The sequence below is a fragment of the Cereibacter ovatus genome (assembly GCF_900207575.1).
Classification (GTDB): domain Bacteria; phylum Pseudomonadota; class Alphaproteobacteria; order Rhodobacterales; family Rhodobacteraceae; genus Cereibacter_A; species Cereibacter_A ovatus.
The window spans coordinates 1-26,301 of sequence record NZ_OAOQ01000001.1; the positions used below are offsets into that span (position 1 = coordinate 1).

Here is a 26,301-nt window from a genome sequence, read left to right on the forward strand (position 1 = left end):
CCACGCCCCATTCCGTGACCGAGGCGGATTTGCCGCCAGACGACACGCCGAAAGGCTGGCCCGCGACGGGGCCTTTGAACTTGATCCGCATCACAGTGCCCCGCATTCGAAGGTGTCCAGCGATCCCAGCGGCAGGCCAGCCGCATCGCGGGCGTTGATGAACCCAACGCCCGCCTTTCCGGCGCCAGGGAAGGTGGTGTCCGTCGCCGTGGCGACGACGGTCGTTCCGATGAACATCCGCAGTGTCGATCCCTGGACCTCGCCCCGGATCACGCCGCCCAGCGGGATAGTGGCTGACGTGCCGTTCACAATGGTCGTCACCACGCCCCCGACGGATTTGATAATCCGGGTCGCGCCATTGGCCCGCCACCACATCCCCAGCCAGTTGTTGGCATCCTGCCAGCGCAAGAAGGCGTAGAAATAGCCGTTGACCGCGACGTTCAGCTTTTCCGGCACGGTCACCTGCACATACTGATCCGCCGGCAGATCGACGTTCGCCACGGCGGCATGACTGCCAGCCGCATCCGCCGCATTGGTTCTGACCGCCGCCCCGACGATTTCCGGCGACGACCCGATAAAAGCCGTCCAGTTCGGTGAGGCCGTCAACGGCTGATCCGCCCGGTTGAAATCATCCACGAACGGCAGGTCGGACGGAATGGCCGTGGCATTGCTGACGCTGGACGCCACCTTGGCCCCGCTCGTCGCGGTCTCGACCACCGTGATCGCGGCCCCCGCATCGGCGGGATCAACCACATAGACCAGCCCGGTCGCCCCGCTGATCGGCGCCGCGCCCCGCATCCACTGATAGGACAGCGCCGGCTCGGGGTCAGCTTCGGCATAGATCCACAGCCCGCCATCGGCCGTCAGGGTCTCGCCCACATCCGCCGATCCGGTCACCACCGGGGGGACCAGATTGACGGGGCCGGCGGTCAGATCCGCCCGCGACACCAGCGCAGGCCATGTCAGCCCGGCCGCGATGCGCCGGCTATACCACGGCTCGGCCGTGACCGTGATCGGCACGTCTTGATCGGAGGGGAGGGCCTGGGCGATGGTGATGGCGATGGTCGTGTCGGCGTCCTCGATCACATCCACGCCCACCTCGACGGTGGCGGACAGGTGGCGCGTGATCTCAGGCGATCCTGCGTCATCCGTGACGGTGACCGTCACCGCAAAGACCTGCGGCGCCGCCAGCGGCGTCGTGCCCGATATGACCAGCCCGCCAAGCGTGTAGACCGGCGTGACGGTCACGCTGCCGGCGCTGGACACATAGGCCCCCAGATCCACCGCGTCCTGCGCCAGCACCCCGTCCAGCGCGGCCGTGATGGACGGATCGCGCGTGGCGATGATCGTCTCGCTCGACACCTCGACCGCGACAGACGCCGACGCCGCATCCTCTCCGATGCGGTTGAACCCGGTGTAGGTGAGAGAGAAAACGCCGGCCTCAGCCGGCACGAAGGTGTAGGTGCCCGGCTCGGTCGGGATCGGCACCGCAACGCCGTCGAAACTCGCCTGTATCGACAATTCCGGCGTGGGTGTCCCGGCCCAGACATTGGCCGGGACGGTGATCGTGATCGTGTCGCCGGGGTGCGCGATGGGCGGTGCGACCGTGATCGGATTGGCCAGCGTCGGCGCGGCCACCGCCACCGACACATCAACCGTCGCATCGGCTGCGGAAAACGCCTCGAAGTCCCCGCTCTCGGTCAATTGCTCTACCGGGCGGAACGGCACGCCGCCGTCAAAGACATGCGCCTTCCCCGTCGCTTTATGAACGTAGACGACCTTCGGCATCAGGCATACTCCAGAACGGGGTTACCGGCCGCGCCGGTGTTGACGAACGGCGGCGGCGGCACCGGCATCGACAGCACGACGCCATCCTCGATCACCCAGGCGATCAGGGGCGGCGCCGCGGTGCGGGCCGCGGTGGCGAACACGCGCGTAGTGCCGACGCTGTCGGTCACCAGCACCACCACCTGCGCCACCTGCCCGGCGGCAACCGCCGTCGAGCCAGCCACCGGCACGCCGTCGAGCAGATAGGTCGGGGTGGCGGACACGATGACCCCGGCCGCGCTGGCAAAGACGCCGGCGGTGTAGGCGCTCTGGGTCGTGTCTCCCACGGCCAGCGGCCCGAGCGACGGCGCTACCAGCGCCGTGATGATGAGCGGCTTGGCCTTGCCGCCCCCGCGCGTGAGCGAAACCCCGAACCCCAGTTGCATCTCAGACCCAGCCCGTGATGTCGGTCGCGGTGGTGCCTGTCGCGAGGATGCGGCTGGCCTGCAGGGGGTAGGTTCCGGCCGGGAGCGTGCCGGTCACCTGCTCCTCGCCGCGCAGGTTGAGCCAGGCGATGACGCCCTCGCCGCCGATGGTCACGGCGCGGATCGCGCTGGCGAGGTCGGCGGTGTCGGAGGGCGTCACGGCGAGGGAGCCCACTGCGGGCGAGGTCAGGCCGGGCTGGTGGTGCTCGAAGGGCGTTTTCATGGGCGGAACCTCAGAACTCGTTGGCGCTTTGCGGGATGCCCTCCGGCGTCATGCGCGGGAGAGGCTTGTGGATGTGCGGGTAGGTCGTGGGCCACCGGGCCTTGTCGAGCAGCCGGCTCTTGTGGATGCGGACGATCGAGACGGAGTCGCCCTGATTGCCGCCGAGGACGTAGAAGCTGGCGACATCCTCCCCGACCGCGAATCCGACGTGGCCGCCCTTGTCGCGCGAGAAGACCAGCACGGCGCCATAGGTCGGGGCGACAGCCTTGCCGAACTGGAGCCAGTTGCGGGCCCAGAAGGGATTTTCGCCGAGGGCGCCCGGAAGCGGCTCGCCCGGCAGGCCGCGGGCGAAGGCAGATTCCACCGCTTCCCCGCACCAGGGCAGGTCCGAGGGGTCGCCGAGGAACTTGCCCGCCTTCAGCCACGCCGTGAGCCGCGCCTTGTCGCGGACCTCGTGAAGCCCGAAGACGCTGCGGATCTCGCGCATCCAAGGCAGGTCGCCGTCGTTTGCCGTGGCGCCCTTCGCGCCGCCTTTGGCATAGGCCGCCGCCGCGGCGCGGGTCTTCGGCCCGTCGAGGCCGTCGATCAGCCCGGGGCTATACCCCAGCGCCTGCAGGCCCATCTGGATCATCTTGACGGCTTCGCTCACGGTCTCAGCCCCCCATCCAGTGCGAGAGCGCGCCCCAGAGCACAAGCAGCGCCACGACGCAGACCCAGGTCCGCGCCTCCTCTTTCAGCGCGATCTGGATGGCATCGCGGCGCGGGTGCGTCTTACGGCCGGCCATCGCCTCCCCCGAACTTTGCGGCGCGGGCTTCCACCTGCGCGGCGACAATGCGCAGGACGCTCATTCCGAGCGTCCCGGTGACAAAGGCGGCCATGGCGATGTTGTTGGGCGTCTCCTCGAGACCCAGCGTCGAGAGGCCCAGCGGCCAGAGGTATCGGCCGACGAGGACGCCGACGATGACGGCCACGATCCCGTCGACGATCCGCCGCGGGTGGGAGACCAGCCAGCGGGTCAGCCCGCCGGCGCCGGAGGCGATGAGGATGCGGCCGGCATCGCCGGAGAAGTAGGCGACCATTGCCGCCCACCAGATAGCCAGAGACTGCCAGAGGCCGGTGGTTCCATCAGGCACGGCGGCACCCCCAGGGGCGGCGCGGTGGGCTGGGCGAATTGCTCGATGCCATGTGAGGCTCCTATCAGGGGCCTATGGCCCGATCAGAAGCCGCACATCCTATGCGGTGGATGAGGTGACCATACCAGATGTTGCTGGCGCGCGCCAGATGATGAAGGGCGCGGCCGGGGCCTCACTGGTAGAGGGTGGTGGCGCCGAACTTGGCGACGATCTCGCGCTCGATCTTGTCGTTCAGCCGGATGCCGCCGCCCTCCTTGATGTCGGATGTGGCCTTGATCCGCGCCCGGAGCGATCGGCGCACGGTCTCGCCCGTGATCGCGAACGAGGGATAGGCCCGGTTGAACTCCTGCACCTGCCGCATCACCTTCGGCGGCGGCGGCCGGCCCTCGCGCGCCGCCTTCGTGATCTCGTTCAGGATCTCGCTCCGATCATCCTCGATCCGCTTCTGCGCGTTCATGCGGCGGTTGTTGATCTCGTAGCGTTCGGCCACCTGCGCCGGGCTGAAGCCCATCGCCTGCGAGAAGGCCTGCACGGGAGAGACCGACTCCAGCACCGGATCGCCCTTCCGGGTGGTGACCCCCTCGGCCATGTAGCGATAGGCCTTCATCAAGTCCCGCACCGACTTCGGAACCGCCGTCTCGACGCCGCGGTAGAGGTTGCCGTCGGCCGCCAGCCCGATCCCGGTGAAGACGTTGGCGCCGATCGCGGGAACCGGGCCGATCAGCTGCTCCACCCAGTAGGCGTAGGCGTCCTTGCCTTCCATCTGCCGGTCGGGCGAGCGGAACCAAAGTTCCGCCATGCCGAGGCGGCTGGTCAGATCCAGCCCGGTCACCTGCCCCGGCACGCCCTTGATGAGCGCGCCGCCGATCTGCGGGCCGAAGATGGAGATGATACCCTCCTTCAGTTCCTCCTCGATCTCGTCGCCGCCGCCGGGCGCGAACATGCCGAGAAGCGCCACCGTCAGGGCATAGCCCCAGGTGCCGGTGATGCCGACATGGAACATCATCGACATGGTGATGCCGCCCAACTGGATGCGCGCCTCCCGCCGCTCCTCCGCGGTGCGCCCGTGCATCGCCTGGTGCGTGTCACGGAACAGCCGGTAGAGCATGTTGATCTGGAAGTTGCGGAAGGTCAGCGCCACCCGCAGCCAGTCCTGCTGCAGAAGGCGCGGGCGCGCATCGGCCTCGTAGTTGAAGTGGGTGTCCCACGTCACCCGGTCGGCCTTGTCGATCGCGGCGTCATGGGAGAGGCCTTCGGCCCGGCCCAGACGGTAGGCGGCGAGGAAGGTCATCGGACTGGAAAGCCCAATCGAGGAACTCGTTGAAGATTTCCGTGCCCTTGATCTGGCTTTCGGCCGTGGCCTCCTCATCGACGTGGGTTTTCCCCTCGGAATCCCTGTACGTCACCTTGAGCGGCGCGCTGTTCAGAAGGCGCTCGACAATCTCAGCCGGGCTCAATGCCCGGTCCGAGGTGGCCCATTGGGATGCCGGATTGCCGTCAGCCTGAACCCCGAACAAGTTGCTGACCGGCTGGAACACCACCGCAGAACGGCCGTAGCCAAGGTGCTTCAGGAAGTCGGCATAGACCTGCGGCGGGATCCACGTCGATCCGAGGTTCGGCGTGATGTCGCCCGCTTCCCAGCGCGGCGGCTGCACGGCATCGAGCGCCTTGATGTTGGCGTCCAGCCCGGCGGCGATGGCAGCGTTCAGCTTCCGGCGCACAAGGCCCGACAGATAGAGGTCTGCCGGTTCCCAGCGCCCGGTTTCCGGGTCGAAGAACGCCCGCGGGCTCTCACCCTCACTCAGCGCCTTCTCCGCGCCCGCCTGATCTGTCCCGAGCAGCTGGGCGACGCGCTCAAGGTCGATCTCACCGCGCTCAGACAGCGAGACGGCGACGGCTTCCGACGCATCCTTGGCCGCGGTGATCGGTGCCGGTGGCATGGTCACGCGGCGCGACATGATGGCCGCCTTCTGCGGCTTGCCCTCAACAATCTCCTCGGCCCCGAGCGCAAGCGCGCCGTCCGGCATCGTCAGCAGCATCCGGGCGGTGCTGGCCTTGGTGAGCGGGCCGTGCGCCTTCACAAAGGCGTCGTGGGCGGCGTTCAGCTTCTCCCGGTTCCTCGCGATTTGCTTCTCGGTGCCGTCCTGCACCTCCAGCACGAACTGGCGCTTCATCAGGTCGCGGATTGGCAGCGCATCCCGCAGCATGGCGATGCGGTTCTTCCCCCAGCGGCTCGCCACCGGAACATCGGCTTGGTCGATCGTGCGGATGATCTTCTGGTTGCGCGTGGAAAGGGTGCCATCAGCCTTGCGAACCTTTGCCGGCTTGCCCTTCTCGTCCAGCACATCCTCCTGGATCTGCCACTTCCCATCACCAGCATAGGTGTAATCCGGGCTGAACGGAGTGTCGGCGGTCAGCTCGATCTCGGTCAGGAGCGGACGGCCGTCGCCAGCGTCCATCTCGACCACGGCCTTCAGGGTGCCGCTCTCATCGACGCGCACGCCGCCCGGCTCGGCCCCGGCGACCGCAAGGCGCATCGCCTCGGCCATGCAGGAGAAGCCGGCAGAGGTGCGCTCGGCGACCGCATCGCGTGGGCTGCGCTCGCGGATTCCCGCGATGGCTTCTTTCAGCTTCGCCCCGAACTCCGCCGGATTCTCCATCGTCACGTTCAGGTCGGCGCGGCCGTTCATCGTGCCGCTCGCGTCGATCTCGCCGATAACCGCGCGCGGGTTTCCTCCGTCGTCCTTGCGCGGATGATCGGAGTCACCCAGAAATGCGCCTGGAAGATCGGGCACGCCATCCGCGAGATGATGGGTCAGGCCAACTCGCCCGCAACCCAGCTCGCCGGCATCGTGGAGGTCGATGAGACCTATGTCGGCGGGGCGCCCAAGTATCGCGCTGGCAAGAAGAACAAGCGCGGCAAGGGGACGAAGAAGCAGTGCGTCCTGGTCGCCGTGGAGCGTGCCGGAAAGGCACGCGCAGCGACGCTGCCCGGATTGAAGGGATCGGACATCAAGCCGCTGGTGGATGCCTGGATCGACCCGGAGACCACGCTAATGACCGACGGCAACAAGGCATACAACAAGATCGGCGCGTGCTTCCTCGACCACCTGTCCGTCAAGCACAGCGCCAGGAACTTCGCGGATCCCGTTTCAGGTGCTCACATCAACACGGCCGAGGCGTTTTCGGCCTATGTCGAGCGCGCCCGGGTGGGCGTCTATCATCGCCTCGTCGGTATTCACGTCCAGCGTTACCTCGATGAACTCGCGTGGCGCTGGAACCGTCGGCAAGCGGCAGAGAAGGTCCGGACGGATGCCAATGGAAAGGCCTCACGCCACTTGAAGTGGCACCCGATTCCCGTGGTTCAGCAAATGCGAGAGCTGTTCAGATCCGCGCCCGGAAAGGAGATGCGACGGTCGGCAAACTACTGAATCTGCTGGCCTAATGCGTGATTTGTTTGGGGGATAACGGCGAATGTTTTCAAAGTGAAATGGTGGGCGACCCTGGAATCGAACCAGGCACGAGTCGCCTCGGCGGAGTTACAGTCCGCTGCCGCACCTTGCAGCACGTCGCCCACTGGCGGCGTGATTATCCGAGGGGCACGGTAGGGTCAAGCCTCAATCGGCGCTTTTCTTTCGCCTTGCGCCGACCCGCCTTGCGGCGCATTCTACGGCCCGTTTTCAGGAGATCCCGATGCCGAAACCCGTCAAGCCCGCCTGGGTGATCGACAAGGAGCGCGCCCGCCGCGCCTCTGCGCAGGAAACCGTCTGGCTGTTCGGTATCCACGCTGTGCGCGACGCGCTGATGAACCCGGCCCGCGAAAAGCTTCGGTTGGTGCTGACCCGCAATGCCGCTGACCGTCTGGCCGAGGCCATCGCCGCCGGCGGGATCGAACCCGAGATCGTCGACCCGCGCAAGTTTTCTGCGCCGCTTGATGAAGGCTCGGTCCATCAGGGTGCGGCGCTTGAGGCGCGGCCGCTGGAATGGGGGCGGCTGGACGATCTTGCGGCTTCGGGGGCGGGGGCGCCGCTGGTGGTTCTGCTGGACCGGGTGACGGACCCGCACAATGTGGGCGCGGTGCTGCGCTCGGCCGAGGTGTTCGGGGCGCGGGCGGTGGTGGCGCCGCACCGGCACTCGGCGCCGGAAACCGGCGCGCTGGCCAAGACCGCCAGCGGCGCGCTGGAACGCCAGCCCTATCTGCGGGTTCAGAACCTGGCCGAGGCGATGGAATCGCTGAAGGCGATGGGATACGTCCTGCTGGGGCTGGATGGCGAGGCTGAAACGACGCTGGCCGAGGCGCTGGCCGATGTGGGCAGCCGCCCGTTGGGCCTTGTGCTGGGGGCCGAGGGGCCGGGTCTGCGCGACAAGACCCGCGAGACCTGCGATCGGCTGGTGCGCATTCCGGCCCTTGGGGGATTCGGCTCTTTGAACGTGTCGAATGCCGCGGCGGTCGCGCTGTATGCCGCCAGCGTCAGATAAATCTTCACGGATGCGCGAGCGGCACTTTTCTTCGCTGCTGTGGCCCCCATGTTACAGGAAGAACGGGGCCGGAACCCTCGTTCTTCCTTCACTGTCCCTCGTTCCGCACTTGCGCCCGGCCCCCAGGTCAGGGCGCATTTTTTTTCGGAGGCGGGCATGATCGAGCCGAGCGATGAAACCCTGTGCGCGATCCTGCGCGAAACCCGAACCATCGCGCTGGTGGGCTGGTCGCCCAATCCCGACCGGCCAAGCCATGAGGTCGCGGCCTTCCTGAAGGCCAAGGGGTATCGGGTGATCCCGGTCAATCCGGGGCAGGCGGGACAACAGGCGCTGGGCGAGACGATTGCCCCCGATCTGGCGGCGCTTGCGGGCGAAGGGGTGGACATGGTCGACATCTTCCGCCGCACCGACCATGTCCCGGCGGTGGTGCGCGAGGCGCTGGCGCATCTGCCGGCGCTGAAGACCATCTGGATGCAACTGGGCATCCGCCACGCAGGGGCCGCAGACGAAGCCGGAGCGCAAGGCGTCGCAGTGGTGCAGGACCGTTGCCCGGCGATCGAGATCCCGCGGCTTGGCCTTTAGCCGCGGCGGACGCCTTCGGCGCGATCCGCGATCGTTCCGGTTCAGCCGCGGGCGGCCTTTTCGGCGACGCCCGAGGTGCCCTCGCGCCGTTCGAGTTCGGCTTTGACATCGGCAAGGCTGATGTCGCGGGCGGCCAGCATCACCAGCAAATGGTAAAGCACGTCGGCAGCTTCCGCGGTCAGCCGGGCACGGTCGCCTTTGACCGCCTCGATGATCGCCTCGACGGCTTCTTCACCGAATTTCTCGGCGCATTTCTCGGGGCCCTTGGCCAAAAGCTTGGCGGTCCAGGAACTGTCGGGGTCGGCACCGCGGCGCGACTCGATGGTGGCGGCAAGGCGGTCAAGGACGCTCATGCCAGCCGCACCGGGATGCCGGCGGCAGCCATGTGGGCCTTGGCCTCGCCAATGGTGAATTCGCCGAAGTGGAAGATCGAGGCGGCAAGGACGGCGCTGGCGCCACCCAGGGTGACGCCTTCCACCAGATGATCGAGTGTGCCGACCCCGCCCGATGCGATCACCGGGATCGGCACGGCGTCGGAAATCGCCCGCGTCAGGGGCAGGTTGAAGCCCGCCCGCGTGCCGTCGCGGTCCATCGAGGTGAGCAGGATCTCGCCCGCGCCGCGGCCTGCCACCTCTCGGGCGAATTCCACGGCGTCGATGCCGGTGGCGCGGCGGCCGCCGTGGGTGAAGATCTCCCACCGGCCGGGGGCCACGGTCTTGGCGTCGATGGCCACGACGATGCACTGGCTGCCGAAGCGGTCGGCGGCCTCGGCCACCACGTCCGGGTTCGCGACGGCGGCCGAGTTGAAGCTGACCTTGTCGGCGCCGGCCAGCAGCAGGGCGCGCACGTCCTGATGGCTGCGCACGCCGCCGCCCACCGTCAGCGGCATGAAGCATTGTTCGGCCGTGCGGGTCACGAGGTCATACATCGTGCCACGGTTTTCGTGGGTGGCGTGGATGTCGAGGAAGCAGAGTTCATCGGCGCCGGCGGCGTCATAGGCGCGGGCGGCCTCGACCGGGTCGCCGGCGTCGCGCAGGTCGACGAAGTTCACGCCCTTGACCACGCGGCCGTCGGCCACGTCCAGGCAGGGGATGATGCGGGTCTTGAGCATGGCGGGTCTCCTGCGGATGTCCTAGCGCCTTGGGCCGGGCGGGGGAAGGGGGCTCTGCCCCCTCGCCGCGGGCGCGGCTCACCCCCGGGATATTTGGGCCAGAATGAAAGTCAGCCGCGCAGGGTTTCCAGGGCCCGGGCGAGGTCGATGGCGCCGTCGTAGAGTGCGCGGCCCGAGATGGCGCCGGCGATGGTGCCGATGTCACGCAGGGCGATCAGGTCGGCCATCGACGAGACGCCGCCCGAGGCGATCACCGGGATGGTGACGGCGCGGGCGAGGGCGTCGGTTGCCTCGATGTTGGGTCCGGCCATGGCGCCGTCGCGGTCGATGTCGGTGTAGATGATGGCGGCGACGCCGGCGTCTTCGAAGGATTTCGCAAGGTCGGTGGCCATGACGTCGGTTTCGGTGGCCCAGCCCTTGGTGGCGACGCGGCCCTTGCGGGCGTCGATGCCGACTGCGACGCGGCCGGGGAAGGTGCGGGCGGCGTCACGCACGAGGGTGGGATTTTCCACCGCGACGGTGCCGAGGATGACGCGGGCGAGGCCCTTTGTCAGCCACATTTCGATGGTGGCCATGTCGCGGATGCCGCCGCCGAGCTGGGCGGGGACGGTGAGGCGCGCAAGGATCGCCTCGACCGCGGCGCCGTTCACCGGGTGGCCGGCGAAGGCGCCGTTGAGGTCGACGAGGTGGACCCATTCGCAGCCCGCGGCTTCGAAGCGGGCGGCCTGGGCGGCGGGGTCATCGCCGAACACGGTTGCGGCCTCCATTTCGCCGCGCAGCAGGCGGACGCACTGGCCGTCCTTCAGGTCGATGGCGGGGTAGAGGATCATGGGTGCTCTCCGGGTTCGGTTCGCGTGGCTTCTGGCACGGGACGGGGCGGTTGCCAAGAACCCGCGCGGACCTGACGTCAGGCTTGCGTGCGGGGGGTGGGCGCTGCGATGATTTGTCTTGTCGTGGACGGGGGAGGGTTGGCGATGAAGGCTGTGCTTTTGGCGGTGGGGCTGGGGCTGGTGGCGGGGGCGGCGCTGGCCGATCCGGTGGTGGGGGTCTGGCAGACCGAGGTGGACGAGGGCGCCTATGCCCATGTCACCATGGCGCCGTGCGGGGCGAAGATCTGCGGCACGCTGACCCGGACGTTCAATGCCGACGGCGAATACAGATCGCCCAATCTGGGCAAGGCTCTGGTCTGGGACATGGTGCCTGGGGGCGATGGCAGCTATGGCGAGGGCAAGGTCTGGCAGCCGTCGAGCGGCAAGGTCTACCGCTCGAAGATGCAGTTGCAGGGAAGTCGGCTGAAGGTGTCCGGTTGTGTCGGGCCGTTCTGCCGCGGTCAGGTCTGGAGTCGGCTGCGCTGACGCGGCTGTTCTGCCGATCGGCGGGGCCTTGTCCTGAGGCGGGGGCTTGTGCGGCGGACGGGTGCTGCGCAGCCCGGCGGGGGGCAGGGCTGCGTCAGGGGGTCCAGCGCAGGAAGTTGGCGATCAGCCGCAGGCCGGTCTTCTGGCTTTTTTCCGGGTGGAACTGGGTGCCGACCATGGTTTCGCGCCCGACGATGGCGGTGATGGCCGCGCCGTAATCGACGTGGGCCAGCCGGTCGGCGTCGTGCTTGACCCGGAAATGATAGGAATGGACGAAATAGGCGTGATCGCCGGTCGCGATCCCTTCCAGAACCGGGTGGGGGTGGTCCACTGTCAGGTCGTTCCAGCCCATATGCGGCACTTTCAGGTGGCCTTCGGGTTCGATGCGGACCACCTCGCCCTCGATCCAGCCGAAGCCGGGGGTTTCCTGATATTCAAGGCCGCGGCTCGCCATCATCTGCATCCCGACGCAGATGCCAAGGAACGGGCGGGCCTTTGCCGTCACTGCTTCCTCGATCGCTTCCGACAGACCGCCGTAGCTGCCCAGTGCCCGGCGGCAGGCGGGAAAGGCGCCATCGCCCGGCAGCACGATGCGGTCGGCGCGGGCCACGTCTTCGGGTTTGCCCGAAACAAGGACGGTGCCGCCGCCCACTTCGGTCGCCATGCGCTGGAACGCCTTTTCCGCCGAATGCAGGTTGCCGCTGTCGTAATCGACCAGAACCGTCAGCATCACAGCATCCCCTTGGTGGACGGAATGGCATCCGCGCGGCGCGGGTCGGGTTCCACCGCTTCGCGCAGGGCCCGCGCCACAGCCTTGAAGGCGGCCTCGGCGATGTGGTGACTGTTCAGCCCGTGCAGCATGTCGATATGCAGCGTGATGCCGCCATGGGTGGACAGCGCCTGAAAGAATTCACGCACCAGTTCGGTGTCGAAGCTGCCGATCTTCTGGGTGGGAAAGGGCAGGTTGCAGATCAGCCACGGCCGGCCCGACAGGTCCAGCGCCGCGCGCACAAGGGTGTCGTCCATCGCCAGATGGAAACTGCCATAGCGGCGGATGCCGCGCTTGTCGCCAAGGGCCTGCGTCAGCGCCTGACCAAGGGCTATGCCGCAATCCTCGACCGTGTGGTGGTCGTCGATATGCAGATCCCCTTCGCACCGCAGGGTGATGTCGATCAGCGAATGGCGGGCCAACTGGTCCAGCATGTGGTCGAAGAAGCCCACGCCGGTCTTGACGTCATAGACCCCGGTGCCGTCGAGGTTCACGGCGACGCTGATCCGGGTTTCGGCGGTCTGGCGAGTGATCTCGGCCTTGCGCATGGGCGGCTCCTTTGCACTTGCCCGCCTTATAGGAAGTTGCGCCGGCGGTGGGAAGGCCATGGCTTCGGGCGGATTCCATTGATTCATGTCAAGGCGGCCGGGGCAGGGCGGGTGGAGCAATTCGGTCAGGCAGGACCACGCAAGGCTGGTCAGCTGTCCGGCAAAGCCGCACACTGCGCCGGAGAGGGGTGTTTGCGGACCTCTCTGCCCCCCGATTGTGCGATGGGAGAACGATCCATGAGCCATCAACCATCAGGCCCACGCTGCGCCGCACTGGTCGGCAGCTATACCTGCGGCAAGACGACCCTTCTTGAGGATCTTCTGTTTGCCGCAGGTGCCATCGACCGGCGCGGCGCCGTGAGGGACGGCAATACCGTGGGCGATGCCGCCCCCGAGGCGCGGGCGCGCCAGATGAGCACCGAACTGTCGGTGGCGAATTTCGACTATCTGGGCGAGAGCTGGTCGCTGATCGACTGCCCCGGCTCGGTCGAGCTGACCTATGACGCGCAATGCGCGATGATGGTGGCCGACATCGTGGTGGTCGTGGCCGAGCCGATGCCGGAACGCGCGGTGACGCTGTCGCCGATCCTGCGGTTTCTGGATGACCGCAACATCCCGCACCTGATCTATATCAACAAGATGGACCTGCCCGAGGCCACCGCCCGCGGCACCTTCGAGGCGTTGCAGGCGGTGTCGTCGCGGCCCTTGGTGCTGCGCGAGATCCCGATCCGCGACGGGGCGGGCAAGGTCACCGGCATGGTCGATCTGGTCAGCGAACGGGCGTGGCGCTGGAACCCGCACAAGCCGTCGGATCTGGTAGCGATGCCCGATGCGCTGAAGGACGAGGAAGGCGAGGCGCGGGCCGGGATGCTTGAGGCGCTGGCCGATTTCGACGACGGGTTGATGGCGGAACTGCTGGAAGATGTGGTGCCCTCGACCGACGAGATCTACGCCAGCCTGACGCGGGATCTGCAAAAGGATCTGATCGTGCCGGTGTTCTTCGGCTCGGCCGAGAACGAGAACGGCATCCGGCGGCTGCTGAAGGCGCTGCGCCACGATGCGCCGGGGGTCGAGGCGACGGCCGACCGGCTGGGGATCGCCCCCGAGGGCACGATGGCGCAGGTGTTCCGCACAGTCTATGTCGGGCAGTCGGGCAAGATGTCGCTGGTCCGGGTCTGGTCGGGCGAGCTGCGCGACGGGATGACGCTGGGGCAGGACCGGGTCGGGTCGGTCAATGCGCTGATGGGGCGCAAGACCACGCCGAAGGGGGTGGCGGTCGCGGGCGAGGTCGTCTCGCTTGGCCGGATGGCGGGGGCTGCGACGGGCGATCTGCTGACCGCGCAGGGCGTGGCTGAGGCCGACTGGCCTGCACCGCCCGACCCGCTTCATGCGCTGGCGATCCGGGCCGAGAAGCAGGCCGACGATGTGAAGCTGGCGGCGGCGCTGGCGCGGCTGGCAGAGGAAGATCCGTCGATCTCGTCGGCGCATCTGGCCGAGACCGGGGAACTGGTGTTGCGCGGGCAGGGCGAGATGCAGTTGCAGATCGCGCTGTCGCGGATGAAGAACGAATACGGGCTGGCCGTGGTGGCGACAAAGCCCGCGGTTCCCTATCGCGAGACGATCACCACGCCGGCCTCGATCCATGCGCGGCACAAGAAGCAGTCGGGCGGGCATGGCGAATTTGCCGATGTCCATCTGGAAATCCGGCCGCAGCCGCGCGGCGACGGTTTCGTCTTTGGCGACCGGATCACCGGCGGCGTGGTGCCGAAGAACTATATTCCCGCGGTCGAGAAGGGGGTGCAGTCCTATCTGGCGAAGGGGCCACTGGGCCATACCGTCGTCGATATCGCGGTGACGCTGACCGACGGCAGCTATCACACCGTCGACAGCTCCGACATGGCGTTCCAGAAGGCGGCGCAGAAGGCGATGTCCGAGGCGATGCCGGGCTGCGGCCCGGTGTTGCTGGAGCCGGTGCTGGCGGTGACGGTTTCGGTTCCGTCCGAGTTCACGCCGCGCGTGCAGCGTATCGTGACTGGGCGGCGTGGGCAGTTGCTGGGATTTGACGCCAAGGCCGGCTGGCCGGGCTGGGACGAGGTGCAGGCGCTGATCCCGCAGGGCGAGATGGACGGGCTGATCGTCGAGATCCGCTCGCAGAGCCTTGGGGTGGGAACCTATGCCTGCCGGTTCGACCATTTGCAGGAGTTGCATGGTCGCGAGGCCGAGCGCGTTCTGGCGGCGCAGGGCGGCTGAGGTCTGCCCTGTCCGGGGCCGGTGCCTGAGGCCGGCGTTGCGCGGGGGGCTTCACGCCCCCCGCACCCCCCGTGGGATATTTGGGCCAGAATGAAAGGGGGAGGGTAAGGCGATCGGCGCCTTGGCTTGGGGGTCAGCCCCTTGTTTCCTTGACCGATTCCATGGCGACGTGGGTCGAGGTCGAGGCGACATGGGGCAGGGTCGAGAGTTTTTCGCCCAGCGTGCGGCGATAGTCGTGGATGTCGGCGGTGCGCACTTTCAGCAGATAGTCGAACCGGCTGGCGATCATGTGGCATTCCTCGACTTCGGGGATGGCGCGGACGGCGCGGTTGAAGGCTTGCAGGGCGGCTTCGCGGGTGTCCGAGAGTTTCACCTCGACGAAGGCGACATGGGCGAGGCCCATGCGGATCGGATCGATCCGGGCGCCGTAACCGGTGATGACGCCTTGCGATTCGAGCCGTTTCATCCGCGCCTGTGTGGGCGATTTCGTCAGGCCGATGCGGCGGGCGAGTTCGGTGGCGCTGATCCGGCCGTCGGCGGCAAGGACGCGCAGGATCGCGTGGTCGAACCGGTCGAGGGGGGGATCTGTTTGCACTGTCAGATGCCTTGATTATGGCCGATTTGGCTGTCTTCTGGAGATAAACGGGACAAACGGCTGAGGGTTACCCTGTATCATAGGCCAAACAGGAGTTTGTCGTCCATGCTTGCCGCCCCTTGTCTTCCTGCGGATGAAACCGCGCTTGTCGTCCGTCTGATTGCCGAGGCCGCGCTTGATCCCGCGGCGCGTGCCCGGATCGTTGCCCGTGGTGCCGATCTGGTGCGGCGTATCCGGCAGACCACGAAGCCCGGGCTGATGGAGGGGTTTCTGGCCGAATATGGTCTGTCCACCGACGAGGGCATTGCGCTGATGTGTCTGGCCGAGGCGCTGTTGCGGGTGCCCGACGCCGAGACGATGGATGCGTTGATCGAGGACAAGATCGCGCCTTCGGACTGGAACCGGCATCTGGGGCGGTCGGCGTCCAGTCTGGTCAATGCCTCGACCTGGGCGTTGATGCTGACGGGCAAGGTTCTGGACGAGCGCGAGCCGGGGGTGGCGGGCCATCTGCGCGGTCTTGTGAAGCGTCTGGGCGAGCCGGTGATCCGTGCGGCCGTCGCCCGGGCGATGAAGGAGATGGGCCGCCAGTTCGTGCTGGGCGAGACGATCGAGGCCGCGATGGCCCGCGCGGCCGAGCTTGAGGCGCGCGGCTATACCTACAGCTATGACATGCTGGGCGAGGCGGCGCGGACCGAAGCCGATGCGCGGCGCTATCATCTGGCCTATTCGCGGGCGATCACCGCCATTGCCGGGGCGGCGCGGTCGCGTGATATCCGCGACAATCCGGGGATCTCGGTCAAGCTGTCGGCGCTGCATCCGCGCTATGAGGTGGCCAAGGATGCGCGGGTGATGGCCGAACTGGTGCCGCGGGTGAAGGCGTTGGCGGGGTTGGCGCGGGCGGCGGGGCTGGGTTTCAACATCGATGCCGAAGAGGCCGATCGGCTGGACCTGTCGCTTCGGGTGATCGAGGCCGCGCTGGAGGAGCCGTCTCTGGCGGGCTGGGACGGGTTCGGCGTGGTGGTGCAGGCTTATGGCCGCCGTGCGGGTTGGGTGCTTGACCGGCTTTACGCGCTGGCCACGCGGCTGGATCGGCGGATCATGGTCCGGTTGGTCAAGGGTGCCTATTGGGATGGCGAGGTGAAGCGCGCGCAGGTGTTGGGGCTGGCGGATTTCCCGGTCTTTACCCGCAAGCAGGCGACCGACGTCAGCTATGTCGCCAATGCGCGCAAGCTGTTCGGGATGACCGACCGGATCTATCCGCAGTTTGCCACCCACAATGCCCATACTGTCGCCGCGATCCTGGACATGGCCGGGGGCCGCCCGTTCGAGTTCCAGCGCCTGCATGGCATGGGCGAGCGGCTGCACGATCTGGTCAAGGCCGAGGAAACCACCCGCTGCCGGATCTATGCCCCCGTGGGGGCGCATCGCGATCTGCTGGCCTATCTGGTGCGTCGGCTGCTGGAAAACGGCGCGAATTCCAGTTTTGTCAATCAGATCGTCGATGAGGGTGTTCCGCCCGATGTGGTGGCCGCCTGCCCCCTGACCGCGATGGAGGCGGCGCCGGGCGCCAATCCCGCGCTGCGCACGGGGGCCGGGCTGTTCGACGGTCGGCAGAACGCGCGCGGCTTCGATCTGACCGACGCGGCCGATCTGGCGCGGATCGAGGCCGCGCGCGGGCCGCACCGCGGGGCGATTCTGGATGCGCGGCCGCTTTTGGCGGGCTCGCTTGCGGGGGGGCTGCGGGTGGGGGTGTGCAATCCCGCCGATGGCAGCCGGGTCGGCAATGTCGTGCCCGCCACCCCGCCCGATGTCGAAACCGCGCTGCATTACGCCCTGCCGTGGGAGGCCCTGCCCGAGGACCGCGCCGAGGTGTTGCGCCGGGCCGCTGACCTGTTCGAAGCCGATTTCGGCGCGATCTTCGCGCTTCTGGCGCGCGAGGCCGGCAAGACCCTGCCCGATGCGGTGGGCGAATTGCGCGAGGCGGTGGATTTTCTGCGCTATTACGCTGCCGAAGGCGAAGGGCTTCGGGCCGTGCCTCTGGGCACCGTGGTCTGCATCAGCCCGTGGAACTTTCCCCTTGCGATCTTTACCGGCCAGATCGCGGCGGCGCTGATGGCGGGCAATGCGGTGGTGGCCAAGCCCGCCGAACAGACGCCGCTGATCGCGGCCCATGCGGTCGATCTGCTGCATCGCGCGGGCGTGCCGATGACGGCGCTGCAACTGCTGCCGGGCGAGGGCGCGACGGTGGGCGCGGCGCTGACGCGCGATCCGCGGGTGGGGGGCGTGGCCTTTACCGGCTCGACCGAAACCGCACTGGCGATCCGGCGGGCGATGGCAGATCACCTTGATCCCGCGGCACCACTGATTGCCGAGACCGGCGGGCTGAACGCGATGATCGTCGATTCGACCGCGCTGCCGGAACAGGCGGTGCGCGACATTCTGGCCTCTGGCTTTCAGTCGGCAGGGCAACGCTGTTCGGCGCTGCGCTGCCTGTATCTGCAAGAGGATGTGGCCGAAACCGTGCTGGACATGCTGTTTGGCGCGATGGACGAACTGGCGCTGGGCGATCCGTGGGATCTGGCGACCGATGTGGGCCCGGTGATCGATGCCGAGGCGCAGGGCACGATCCGCGACTGGATCGCTGCGGCCCGCGCCAAGGGCCGGGTGCTGAAGGAACTGCCGGCGCCCGCGGGGGGCACCTTCGTCGGCCCCACCGTGATCCGCGTGGACGGTATCGCCGGGATGGGGCGAGAGATCTTCGGCCCGGTGCTGCATGTTGCAACCTTCCGCGCCGCCGAGCTTGACCGGGTGATCCATGAGATCGACGCCACCGGCTATGGGCTGACCTTCGGTCTGCACAGCCGCATCGACGACCGCGTGCAGCACATCGTCGAGCGGCTGCGCGTCGGCAACATCTATGTCAACCGCAACCAGATCGGTGCGGTGGTGGGCAGCCAGCCCTTTGGCGGCGAGGGCCTGTCGGGCACCGGGCCGAAGGCGGGCGGGCCGGCCTATCTGGCGCGGTTCTGCGCCCGGCCCGCGCCCCTGACCGAGGCGGATGGCGCCAGCACGTCCGAGGCGGCGGTTCAGGCCGCGCTGGATGCCGCCCCGGCCGGGATGCCTCTGGGGTCGCGCGACATGCCGGGGCCCACGGGCGAATCGAACCGGCTGTCGTCGTTCCGCCGGCCGCCGCTGCTGTGCCTTGGGCCGGGGGCCGGGGCTGCGGCGGTGCAGGCGCAAGCGGTGCGCGATCTGGGCGGGCTGGCGATCGAGGCGCCGGGCCTGCCGCCCGAGGCGCTGGGCCGGCTGCGCGGTTTTGCCGGCGCGCTGCTCTGGGCGCCGGCCGGGGTGGGGCGGCCCCATGCGCAGGCGCTGGCGGGGCGCGCAGGGCCGATCCTGCCGCTGATCGGCGGCCTGCCCGACGAAGCGCATGTCGCGGTCGAGCGGCATCTGTGCATCGACACCACCGCCTCGGGGGGCAATGCCGACCTGCTGGCGGCGGCTTCGGGCATCTGACGGGTTGACGCGGGCGGGGGGATCGGAAACGCTGCGACGATGTTCCCGATCCGCGACCACAACCCGTCCGGCCGGACGCCCTATGTGACCTGGGCGCTGATCGCGGCCAATGTCGGGATCTTCCTGCTGATGTGGTATGGCGCGCCCTCGCAACAGGTGCTGGAGCGGTCGTATTTCGACTGGGGGCTGGTGCCCGGCGAGGTCACGCAGGGCGATGGCCTGTCGGGGCTGGTCACCTCGATGTTCCTGCATGGCGGCTGGGCGCATCTGCTGGGCAACATGTTGTTTCTATACATCTTCGGCGACAATCTGGAAGATGTGATGGGCCATCTTGGCTTTGCCGCCTTCTACCTGCTGGCGGGGCTGGCGGCGGCCGGGGGGCAGGTGTTGGCCGATCCGGGGTCGTGGATTCCGATGGTGGGGGCGTCGGGTGCCATCGCCGGGGTGATGGGCGGCTATCTGCTGCTGTTTCCCCGCGCGAAGGTGGATGTGCTGATCATCTTCGTGGTCTTCTTCCGCATCCTGCCGGTGCCGGCCTTCATCATGCTGGGGCTGTGGTTCGGGCTGCAACTGCTGGGGGGATTTGCCGCGCCCTCGGATGTGGGGGGCGTGGCCTATTGGGCCCATGCCGGCGGGTTCCTGGCGGGGGTGGCGCTGACGCTGCCGGTCTGGCTGGTGCTTGGCGGGCCGGGCTTCTGGGGCCGGACGCAGGGCGCCCCACCCCACCCCGAGGCGACCCTGCCGCGGTCGGACGTGCCGTTGATCCGGCGGCGGCGCTAAGGCGCACCGGCAGCACGGCTACCCCCGTGCGAGTGTTCCGGCGGGCCGTGGAGGACGGATCGGCCCGCTGCGGCCACAGCCGGGCCACAGCGTCACGCCGGCGGCGATCACTCGGCGCGGATGATCTTGCGGAAGGGTTCGAACAGGTTCTGGTTGCCGCAGATCAGCGCGCCATCCAGCGGGTTCTGATCCTCGCGGATGCCGGAAATCAGCCCGCCGGCTTCGCGCACCAGCACGATGCCCGCGGCCACGTCCCAGGCGCTGATCCCGCGTTCCCAATAGCCGTCGTAGCGGCCGGCCGCGACATAGGCCAGATCCAGCGCGGCCGAACCCCAGCGCCGCACGCCCGCACAGGTGGGCATCAGCCGGGCCAGATCCTGAAGCGCGGCCGGCAGGGCCGGGCGGCCGCCGAACGGCACGCCGGTGGCAAAGATCGCCTCGATCATGTGGCGGCGACCCGAGACGCGCAGCCGGCTTTCGTTCATCCAGGCGCCGGCACCCTTTTCGGCCCAGAACATCTCGTCCTTGGCGGCGTCGAAGATCACGCCGGCGACGATCTCGCCCTTGTGTTCCAGCGCGATCGACACCGCCCAGTGCGGCAGGCCATGCAGGAAGTTCGTCGTGCCGTCCAGCGGATCGACGATCCAGCGCCGGGTGGGGTCCTGGCCTTCGGCTTCCCCGGTTTCCTCGCCGACCCAGCCATAGGTCGGGCGGGCGCCCATCAGTTCCTCGCGGATGATGCGCTCGGCCTCGCGGTCGGCCTTGGACACGAAGTCGCCCGGGCCTTTCGATGAGACCTGAAGGTTCTCGACCTCGCGGAAGTCCTTCACAAGCGAGCGGCCGGCCTTGCGGGCGGCCTTGATCATCAGGTTGAGGTTCGCGCTGCCTTGCATCCGTCCGGCTCCATCCGTTCAAGGGCGCTGCTATAAGGCGGGACGCGCGCGAAGGAAAGGGCGCTTGCGTCCCGCATCGGGTAGAACAGGGATCAGGTCAGCCGGTCCAGCAGCAAAAACAGCAGTGCAGCGATCACGGCAGTGGCGGGTACGGTGATGACCCAGGCCGCGCCGATGTTCAGGAAATGCGCGCGGCGGACCAGCTTGCGCCGGCCGCGTTCATCTTGCGGGACGGGTTTGCCCTTTTGCAGCCCCAGCGCGCGGGCACGCCGTTCGGCATACCATTCGCGGAAGAAGCCCACGCCGAACACGCCCCCCACTGCGATATGGGTTGACGACACCGGCAACCCCAGCGCCGAGGCCAAGATCACCGTGATCGCCGCAGACAGCGCCACGCAATAGGCGCGCATCGGATTCAGCTTGGTGATCTCGGTGCCGACCATGCGGATCAGTTTCGGCCCGAACAGCACCAGCCCGAACGAGATCCCCGCCGCGCCGATCGCCATGACCCAGAACGGAATCGTCACCTGCGAGGCGGTGTCGTGTTCCGACACCGTATGCACGATGGCCGCCAGCGGCCCCACGGCGTTGGCCACATCGTTGGCGCCATGCGCGAACGACAGCAGCGCCGCCGAGATCACCAGCGGCAGGCCGAACAGTTTCTTCAGCGATTTCTTGCGGTTCTCCATCCCTTCGGACTGGCGCCGCACATGCGGGCGGGTCAGCAGCGTCACCGCGACCCCCACCGCCAGCCCCAGCAGGATGGCGGTGCCCAGATCGATCGCCATCAGCTTTTTCAGGCCCTTCATCGCGATATAGGTCGTGAAGGTGCCGCACATGACCCCGATCAGCAGCGGCACCCAGAACCGGGCGGCGGCGATCTTGTCCTCGCGTTCGATCAGGCGGTTCTTGATGACGGCCAGAAACAGCGCGGCGAAAATGCCGCCCAGCACCGGCGAGATCACCCAGCTTGCCGCGATCTGGCCCATGGTGGGCCAGTTTACCGCACCGACGCCGGCCGCGACGATCCCAGCCCCCATGACGCCGCCGACGATGGAATGGGTGGTCGAGACCGGCGCCCCGCTGGCGGTGGCAAGGTTCAGCCAGACCGCGGCCGCCAAAAGCGCCGACATCATCACCCAGATGAACGTGTCCGGATCGGCCACGGTTTCGGGATGCACGATCCCGCCGGAAATAGTGCTGACCACCTCACCGCCCGCGATCAACGAGCCAGAGATCTCGAACACTGCGGCGATGGCCAGCGCGCCGCCCATGGTCAGCGCATTGGCGCGCACTGCGGGGCCCATGTTGTTGGCCACGTCATTGGCGCCGATGTTCAGCGCCATATAGGCGCCGATGGTGGCGGCCGCCACGATGATCAGCGTGCCGTTTGCCCCCCCGGCCAGAATCGAGGCCGCGACACCGCAGAACACGATGAAAACAAGCGCGATTCCGATCGCGACCAGCGGGCGGCCGACGAATTGCGTCGCCTGCTCCAACTGGCTGATCCGCCTGAGATCCTTGTCCAGTGTTTTCCATTGGTTGACCGGCTTTGCGGGCCGGTCGGCCCCCGCGAGGGGCGGGGTGGGAGGGTTCGTCATGCGTGACCTGTCATCTTTCTGTCGCGCGCGGGAGGTATCCTGAATGGCTGATTCCAGCAATCCGTTTACGACTCTCTCGGGCCTGTCCCCAGCCGGGGGGGCGGCCGTTCTGTCACGTCAGGCGCCCCCGCCGGGCGGTCCGGGCCGGTCATGCAGGCGTTCTGGCCGATGGGCACCACACGGGGCGATCGATGCCCGTCGCAGGTTCTGGCTGACGCGCCGTGCGGGGTCAGGCGCGTTGCAGTTTCACCGGCTCGCTTCGGCCCAGCCGCAGGAAATGCGCCATGAAGGGCTTGGTCGCATCCTCGGTGCGGGTGGCGGCGTAAAGCCGCTTGGTCACGGTCTGCGGCCCCAGCGGGCGGGTCACATAGTCGGAATGGCTGCGAATATCGCGCAAGACCCAGTCGGGCAGCACCGACACCCCCCGATTCGACGCCACCAGCATCAGGATCACCGCCGTCAGTTCCACCTGCCGGGTGCCGCGGGGTTCGACCTTGGCCGGGGTCAGCAGTTCGGTGAAGACATCCAGCCGGTCGCGCGACACCGGATAGGTGATCAGCATCTGGTCGCGGAAATCCTCGGCCGCGATGAAATCCTTTTGCGCCAACGGGTTCGCGGCGGCGGCGACAAAGGTCGGATGATAGTCGAACAGCGGGTTGAAGGTCATCCCCTCGACCGTCACCGGGTCCGAGGAAATCACAAGGTCCACCTCTTCGCGCATCAAGGCGGGCAGGGCCTCGAAGGCGAGGCCCGCGCGGATGTCCACGTCGATCTCGGGCCAGGCGTGGCGGAACAGTTCCAGCACCGGGAACAGCCATTCGAAACATGCATGGCATTCGATGGCGATATGCAGCCGCCCCGTCCGCCCCGAGCGCAGGGCGCGGAACTCGTCTTCCAGCGCGTCGATCTCGGGCAGGATGCGTTCGGCCAGCCGCAGCATCCGCACACCGGCAGCCGACAGCTTCAAGGGCTTGGACCGCCTGACGAAAAGTTCGATCCCGGCTTGATCTTCCAGCCCCTTGACCTGATGCGACAGCGCCGATTGCGTCATGTTCAGCATGTCGGCCGCCCGCGCCAGCCCCCCCGCCTGATGGATCGCGCGGATGGTGCGAAGGTGGCGAAGTTCGAGGTGCATGCTACGGTTCGCCTCATATTGATCTTGAGTATTATGAATTTGTCTCACATGGCCGAAGCTGCGACAAGGGTGGCAAGGAACAGGAGACTATCCATGGCCAGACCGCGTATCTCGTTCGAATTCTTCCCGCCCCAGACGCTGGAAGCGTCGTTCCGGCTGTGGGAGACGGCGCAGATGCTGGCGCCCCTGAAACCCGATTTCGTCTCGGTCACCTATGGCGCGGGCGGAACCACCCGCAAGCTGACCCATGATGCGGTGGCCACGATCCACACTCATTACAAGCTGAACGTGGCCGCGCATCTGACCTGCGTCGATGCCACGAAGGCCGAGACGCTGGAAATCGCCAATTCCTACGCCGAAGTCGGCGTGACCGAGATCGTGGCACTGCGGGGCGACGCGCCCAAGGGTGCCGAACGCTTCACCCCCCATCCCGAGGGCTTCGCCAGTTCCATCGAACTGGTCGAGGCACTGGCCGCCACCGGCAAGTTCAAGCTGCGCGTCGGCGCCTATCCTGAACCGCATCCCGACTCGGCCGATACGCTGGCCGATGTCCGCTGGTTGAAGCGCAAGATCGAGGCCGGCGCGACCTCGGCCATCACCCAGTTCTTCTTCGAGGCCGAAACCTTCCTGCGCTTCCGCGACCTGTGCGTGAAGGAAGGGATCACCGCGCCGATCATTCCCGGCATCCTGCCGATCGACAACTGGAACGGCGTGAAGAAGTTTGCCGCCCGCTGCGGATCGCAAGTGCCGGGCTGGCTGGACGAGGCTTTTGCCCATGCCAAACGTGACGACCGCGAAGAGCTGTTCTCGGTCGCGCTGTGCACCGAGCTTTGCGACAAGCTGCTGGGCGAAGGGGTCGAGGATCTGCATTTCTACACCCTGAACCGTCCGACGCTGACCCGCGAAGTCTGTCATGCGCTTGGCATCCTGCCGGATGTCGCGCTGCAAAACGTGGCCTGAGGCGGGGTTTGCCGCTGGAAACAAAAAGCCCGGGATGCGGATCGCATCCCGGGCTTTTCTGCATCCGGCGTCATGGCCCGGTCAGGACCGCGACAGCAGCACGCCCGGGCGCACCTGCGACAGCCCCTTGGTGATCAGCGCCGCGATGGCGGTTTTCAGCAGGTCGCCGGCCACGAAGGGGGTCAGCAGCATCGCGGTTTCGGGCAGGGTCTTGCCCAGCTTCAGCGCCATGCCGACAAGGCCGAAGCCGTAAAGCACCACGACGCCCCCCAGCACCGCGCCCACGAAGGCAGCCAGAACCACCGGCGCCGAGCGCCATTTCTCGACCACAAGTCCGGTGACGAAGGCCGCCACCGGGAAGCCCACGACAAAGCCCGCCGTGGGCCCCGCCAGCACGCCGATGCCGCCGCGGCCGCCCGACAACAGCGGCAGGCCCAGAAACACCAGCACCAGAAACAACAGCACCGCCAGCGCCCCCTTGCGCGCCCCCAGCACCGCCCCACACAGCATCACGCCCAGCGACTGCGCCGTGATCGGCACCCCCGACATCAGCGTGATCTGCGGCACAAGGCCCAGAACCGCGATCAGCGCCGCAAACAGCGCGATATAGGCCACGTTGCGTTCCATCCTGTTCCTTTCCCTGACTTCTGCCGCAGGCGCGCGGCGCCCCGGCCATCCGTTGTTCCCCGTCGGTCCGTCACAGGCCCCCGCGGGCGCGCAGCGCCTCGGCCACCTGTTCGGCATCGTCCAGCGCCCCCAGCGCCAGCGGCACCACCAGCCGCCAGTTCGGGCGGCGCGGACTTCGGGCGCGCCACGCCTCGGCCAGCCGCTCTGCCCGGGCGAGTAGCACCGGGGTAAAGCGGATGACAAGCGCGATGCTGACCGCCAGCACCCGCGGCGACAGGCCAAGGCGCGCAAAGGGCCGGGCCAGCCGTTCCAGAACCGCAATCATCGCATCCAGCCGGGTGGTCATGGTCACAAGGTTCGCCAGCGCCACCACCGCGACCAGTTTCAGCGCGATGACCGCGCCGCGGGCGATCTCGTCGGCCCAGCCGTGCCACAGCGCAAGGATCAGCAGGAACGGCCACAGCGGCCGCAGCATCCGCACCCCATGCCCGGCAAAGCGCCAGCCCTGCGCCAGATACAGCCCCGCCACCGCGGCCGTGACCCCAAGGGCCGGAGCCACCCCCGCAACCGGCGTGATCGCGACCGTCGCCAGCGCCAGCGCGGCCAGTTTCGCGCCCGCCGGCAAGCGGTGCAGCCGCGTCTCAACCGGGGATGTCAGCGTCAGCATCCAGCGCCCCCAACCGCTCCATCTCGGCCTGATAGGCGGCGGCGACCTCGGCCGCCGGCCCATCCGCGCGCAGGCGGCCCTCGTCCAGCCAGATCACCCGGTCATGGCCCGCCACGACACGCGGATCGTGGGTGATTGTCATCAGCCGCTGCGGCAGCCCGTCCAGCAACCGGGTCAGGCGGATCTGCATCGGCAGATCCAGCCCCGAAAAGGGCTCGTCCAGCAGGATCGTCCGCGGACGCATCGCCAGCACGGCCAGCAGGCAGACAAGCTGGCGCTGGCCCTGCGACAGGCTGGCCACCGGCGCGGGCGCCCAATGCGCGCGGCCATGTGCCGCCAGCACCGCCTGCGCGGCGGCGGCGGCAGCGGCGGCGCTATGGCCCTGCTGGCGCAGGCCGAAGGACAATTCCTCGATCACCGTGGGGAAGATGATCTGGTGATCAGGGTTCTGGAACAGGATGCCCAGCGCCCGCAGCATCCCGCGCCGGTCGGCGGCCGGGTCCATCCCCTCGACCGTGACCGTCCCGGCCGTGGGCGCGACAAGCCCCGCCATCAGCCGCAGAAGCGTGGTCTTGCCCGAACCGTTGCGGCCAAGGATGCCGATCCGACGCTCGGTCAGGGACAGGGTGATGTCTTGCAGGATCGGGCGCCCCTGCACGCCATAGGACGCGCGGTGAAGCGTGATTGCCCCTGTCGGCGGATCTGTCGTGCCATGGCCCATGTCGCGCATCATAATTCGGGCGGGCGCCCAAGGCCAGCCCGTCCTGCCGCGATCGCCGCCGTGGCCCGCCCGCGACACCGCCGATTCCCGCGGGTGCGATTCA

Annotated in this window: 28 protein-coding genes and 1 tRNA gene; 8 read left to right on the forward strand and 21 right to left on the reverse strand. The window is 67.9% G+C overall.

Annotation, left to right across the window (positions count from 1 at the left end; translation table 11 throughout):
* Positions 1 to 90 precede the first annotated feature (90 nt).
* From CRO07_RS00005 to CRO07_RS18575, 8 genes are all read right to left on the reverse strand, one after another.
* Positions 91 to 1,788 (reverse strand): hypothetical protein, encoded by a 1,698-nt coding sequence (locus tag CRO07_RS00005; protein WP_097028647.1) that lies wholly within the window; start codon positions 1,786 to 1,788, stop codon positions 91 to 93.
* The gene (locus tag CRO07_RS00010; RefSeq protein WP_097028648.1) at positions 1,788 to 2,213 is read right to left on the reverse strand and encodes a hypothetical protein; all 426 of its coding nucleotides are present in this window, start codon (positions 2,211 to 2,213) and stop codon (positions 1,788 to 1,790) included. Before CRO07_RS00010 ends, CRO07_RS00005 begins: the two co-directional genes overlap by 1 nt.
* Position 2,214: 1 nt before the next feature.
* Positions 2,215 to 2,475, reverse strand: coding sequence for a spike base protein, RCAP_Rcc01079 family (locus tag CRO07_RS00015; RefSeq protein WP_097028649.1), 261 nt, complete (start codon positions 2,473 to 2,475; stop codon positions 2,215 to 2,217).
* 10 nt (positions 2,476 to 2,485) lie between these two features.
* Entirely contained in the window at positions 2,486 to 3,124 is a 639-nt protein-coding gene (locus CRO07_RS00020) for an NlpC/P60 family protein (protein WP_235840888.1), read from the reverse strand.
* Positions 3,125 to 3,128: 4 nt separating this feature from the next.
* Positions 3,129 to 3,260, reverse strand: coding sequence for a hypothetical protein (locus tag CRO07_RS19280; RefSeq protein ID WP_268876221.1), 132 nt, complete (start codon positions 3,258 to 3,260; stop codon positions 3,129 to 3,131).
* On the reverse strand, positions 3,247 to 3,555 hold the full coding sequence (locus CRO07_RS00025; protein ID WP_097028650.1) for a hypothetical protein: 309 nt from the start codon (positions 3,553 to 3,555) through the stop codon (positions 3,247 to 3,249). The genes CRO07_RS19280 and CRO07_RS00025 overlap by 14 nt, the downstream gene beginning before the upstream one ends.
* Positions 3,556 to 3,781: 226 nt before the next feature.
* On the reverse strand, positions 3,782 to 4,900 hold the full coding sequence (locus tag CRO07_RS00030) for a PLxRFG domain-containing protein (RefSeq protein ID WP_176504449.1): 1,119 nt from the start codon (positions 4,898 to 4,900) through the stop codon (positions 3,782 to 3,784).
* Positions 4,848 to 6,404 carry a hypothetical protein gene (locus tag CRO07_RS18575; protein ID WP_176504450.1) on the reverse strand — a complete coding sequence of 519 codons (1,557 nt, stop codon included), beginning with the start codon at positions 6,402 to 6,404 and terminating at the stop codon, positions 4,848 to 4,850. The genes CRO07_RS00030 and CRO07_RS18575 overlap by 53 nt, the downstream gene beginning before the upstream one ends.
* Here CRO07_RS18575 and CRO07_RS00035 point away from each other — a divergent pair.
* Positions 6,363 to 7,040 (forward strand): IS1595 family transposase, encoded by a 678-nt coding sequence (locus tag CRO07_RS00035; protein ID WP_097028652.1) that lies wholly within the window; start codon positions 6,363 to 6,365, stop codon positions 7,038 to 7,040. The genes CRO07_RS18575 and CRO07_RS00035 overlap by 42 nt on opposite strands.
* A gap of 60 nt (positions 7,041 to 7,100) precedes the next feature.
* On the opposite strand, the gene CRO07_RS00040 is transcribed toward CRO07_RS00035, so the two are convergent.
* A tRNA-Tyr gene (locus tag CRO07_RS00040) sits at positions 7,101 to 7,184 on the reverse strand.
* 118 nt (positions 7,185 to 7,302) lie between these two features.
* Between CRO07_RS00040 and rlmB the strand changes: the two genes are divergently transcribed.
* Positions 7,303 to 8,088, forward strand: coding sequence for a 23S rRNA (guanosine(2251)-2'-O)-methyltransferase RlmB (rlmB, locus tag CRO07_RS00045; protein ID WP_097028653.1), 786 nt, complete (start codon positions 7,303 to 7,305; stop codon positions 8,086 to 8,088).
* Positions 8,089 to 8,244: 156 nt separating this feature from the next.
* The gene (locus CRO07_RS00050) at positions 8,245 to 8,670 is read left to right on the forward strand and encodes a CoA-binding protein (protein ID WP_097028654.1); all 426 of its coding nucleotides are present in this window, start codon (positions 8,245 to 8,247) and stop codon (positions 8,668 to 8,670) included.
* Positions 8,671 to 8,711: 41 nt separating this feature from the next.
* On the opposite strand, the gene CRO07_RS00055 is transcribed toward CRO07_RS00050, so the two are convergent.
* The 3 genes from CRO07_RS00055 to hisA all read right to left on the reverse strand — a co-directional run bounded on the left by CRO07_RS00055 (position 8,712) and on the right by hisA (position 10,611).
* Positions 8,712 to 9,023 (reverse strand): phosphoribosyl-ATP diphosphatase, encoded by a 312-nt coding sequence (locus tag CRO07_RS00055; RefSeq protein ID WP_097028655.1) that lies wholly within the window; start codon positions 9,021 to 9,023, stop codon positions 8,712 to 8,714.
* Positions 9,020 to 9,781, reverse strand: coding sequence for an imidazole glycerol phosphate synthase subunit HisF (gene hisF / locus CRO07_RS00060; protein WP_097028656.1), 762 nt, complete (start codon positions 9,779 to 9,781; stop codon positions 9,020 to 9,022). The genes CRO07_RS00055 and hisF overlap by 4 nt, the downstream gene beginning before the upstream one ends.
* A 110-nt stretch (positions 9,782 to 9,891) precedes the next feature.
* Positions 9,892 to 10,611: a 1-(5-phosphoribosyl)-5-[(5-phosphoribosylamino)methylideneamino]imidazole-4-carboxamide isomerase gene (gene hisA, locus CRO07_RS00065; RefSeq protein WP_097028657.1), complete on the reverse strand. Its 720-nt coding sequence runs from the start codon at positions 10,609 to 10,611 to the stop codon at positions 9,892 to 9,894.
* Positions 10,612 to 10,755: 144 nt separating this feature from the next.
* Here hisA and CRO07_RS00070 point away from each other — a divergent pair, with 144 nt between their 5' ends.
* On the forward strand, positions 10,756 to 11,136 hold the full coding sequence (locus CRO07_RS00070) for a DUF2147 domain-containing protein (protein WP_097028658.1): 381 nt from the start codon (positions 10,756 to 10,758) through the stop codon (positions 11,134 to 11,136).
* Positions 11,137 to 11,230: 94 nt separating this feature from the next.
* Here CRO07_RS00070 and hisH read toward each other — a convergent pair whose 3' ends face one another.
* Together hisH and hisB are read right to left on the reverse strand one after the other, a co-directional pair.
* On the reverse strand, positions 11,231 to 11,866 hold the full coding sequence (gene hisH / locus CRO07_RS00075) for an imidazole glycerol phosphate synthase subunit HisH (protein ID WP_097028659.1): 636 nt from the start codon (positions 11,864 to 11,866) through the stop codon (positions 11,231 to 11,233).
* Positions 11,866 to 12,453 (reverse strand): imidazoleglycerol-phosphate dehydratase HisB, encoded by a 588-nt coding sequence (gene hisB, locus CRO07_RS00080; protein WP_097028660.1) that lies wholly within the window; start codon positions 12,451 to 12,453, stop codon positions 11,866 to 11,868. Before hisB ends, hisH begins: the two co-directional genes overlap by 1 nt.
* 237 nt (positions 12,454 to 12,690) lie before the next feature.
* On the opposite strand from hisB, the gene CRO07_RS00085 reads away from it, so the two are divergent.
* Positions 12,691 to 14,703, forward strand: coding sequence for an elongation factor G (locus tag CRO07_RS00085; RefSeq protein WP_097028661.1), 2,013 nt, complete (start codon positions 12,691 to 12,693; stop codon positions 14,701 to 14,703).
* 133 nt (positions 14,704 to 14,836) lie between these two features.
* On the opposite strand, the gene CRO07_RS00090 is transcribed toward CRO07_RS00085, so the two are convergent.
* A complete protein-coding gene (locus tag CRO07_RS00090) occupies positions 14,837 to 15,298 on the reverse strand; it encodes an Lrp/AsnC family transcriptional regulator (RefSeq protein ID WP_097028662.1) in 462 nt (153 codons plus the stop codon).
* Positions 15,299 to 15,403: 105 nt separating this feature from the next.
* On the opposite strand from CRO07_RS00090, the gene putA reads away from it, so the two are divergent.
* Together putA and CRO07_RS00100 are read left to right on the forward strand one after the other, a co-directional pair.
* Positions 15,404 to 18,814 carry a bifunctional proline dehydrogenase/L-glutamate gamma-semialdehyde dehydrogenase PutA gene (gene putA / locus CRO07_RS00095; RefSeq protein ID WP_097028663.1) on the forward strand — a complete coding sequence of 1,137 codons (3,411 nt, stop codon included), beginning with the start codon at positions 15,404 to 15,406 and terminating at the stop codon, positions 18,812 to 18,814.
* Between the two features lie 39 nt (positions 18,815 to 18,853).
* Positions 18,854 to 19,594 (forward strand): rhomboid family intramembrane serine protease, encoded by a 741-nt coding sequence (locus CRO07_RS00100; protein WP_097028664.1) that lies wholly within the window; start codon positions 18,854 to 18,856, stop codon positions 19,592 to 19,594.
* A 107-nt stretch (positions 19,595 to 19,701) separates the two neighbouring features.
* Here the strand turns inward: CRO07_RS00100 and CRO07_RS00105 are convergent, their stop codons facing one another.
* The 3 genes from CRO07_RS00105 to CRO07_RS00115 form a co-directional block, all read right to left on the reverse strand.
* Entirely contained in the window at positions 19,702 to 20,487 is a 786-nt protein-coding gene (locus tag CRO07_RS00105; protein WP_097028665.1) for an inositol monophosphatase family protein, read from the reverse strand.
* A gap of 92 nt (positions 20,488 to 20,579) precedes the next feature.
* Positions 20,580 to 22,088 carry an inorganic phosphate transporter gene (locus CRO07_RS00110; RefSeq protein WP_097028666.1) on the reverse strand — a complete coding sequence of 503 codons (1,509 nt, stop codon included), beginning with the start codon at positions 22,086 to 22,088 and terminating at the stop codon, positions 20,580 to 20,582.
* Between the two features lie 229 nt (positions 22,089 to 22,317).
* Positions 22,318 to 23,223 (reverse strand): LysR family transcriptional regulator, encoded by a 906-nt coding sequence (locus tag CRO07_RS00115; protein WP_097028667.1) that lies wholly within the window; start codon positions 23,221 to 23,223, stop codon positions 22,318 to 22,320.
* A 93-nt stretch (positions 23,224 to 23,316) separates the two neighbouring features.
* Here CRO07_RS00115 and metF point away from each other — a divergent pair, with 93 nt between their 5' ends.
* Positions 23,317 to 24,183 carry a methylenetetrahydrofolate reductase [NAD(P)H] gene (metF, locus tag CRO07_RS00120; protein WP_097028668.1) on the forward strand — a complete coding sequence of 289 codons (867 nt, stop codon included), beginning with the start codon at positions 23,317 to 23,319 and terminating at the stop codon, positions 24,181 to 24,183.
* Positions 24,184 to 24,264: 81 nt separating this feature from the next.
* Here metF and CRO07_RS00125 read toward each other — a convergent pair whose 3' ends face one another.
* From CRO07_RS00125 to CRO07_RS00135, 3 genes are all read right to left on the reverse strand, one after another.
* Positions 24,265 to 24,810, reverse strand: coding sequence for a biotin transporter BioY (locus CRO07_RS00125; RefSeq protein ID WP_097028669.1), 546 nt, complete (start codon positions 24,808 to 24,810; stop codon positions 24,265 to 24,267).
* A 70-nt stretch (positions 24,811 to 24,880) separates the two neighbouring features.
* Positions 24,881 to 25,477 (reverse strand): energy-coupling factor transporter transmembrane component T, encoded by a 597-nt coding sequence (locus CRO07_RS00130; protein WP_097028670.1) that lies wholly within the window; start codon positions 25,475 to 25,477, stop codon positions 24,881 to 24,883.
* Positions 25,452 to 26,207, reverse strand: a complete 756-nt coding sequence (locus tag CRO07_RS00135) for an energy-coupling factor ABC transporter ATP-binding protein (RefSeq protein ID WP_407919611.1) — start codon at positions 26,205 to 26,207, stop codon at positions 25,452 to 25,454. The genes CRO07_RS00130 and CRO07_RS00135 overlap by 26 nt, the downstream gene beginning before the upstream one ends.
* Between the last annotated feature and the right edge of the window lie 94 nt (positions 26,208 to 26,301).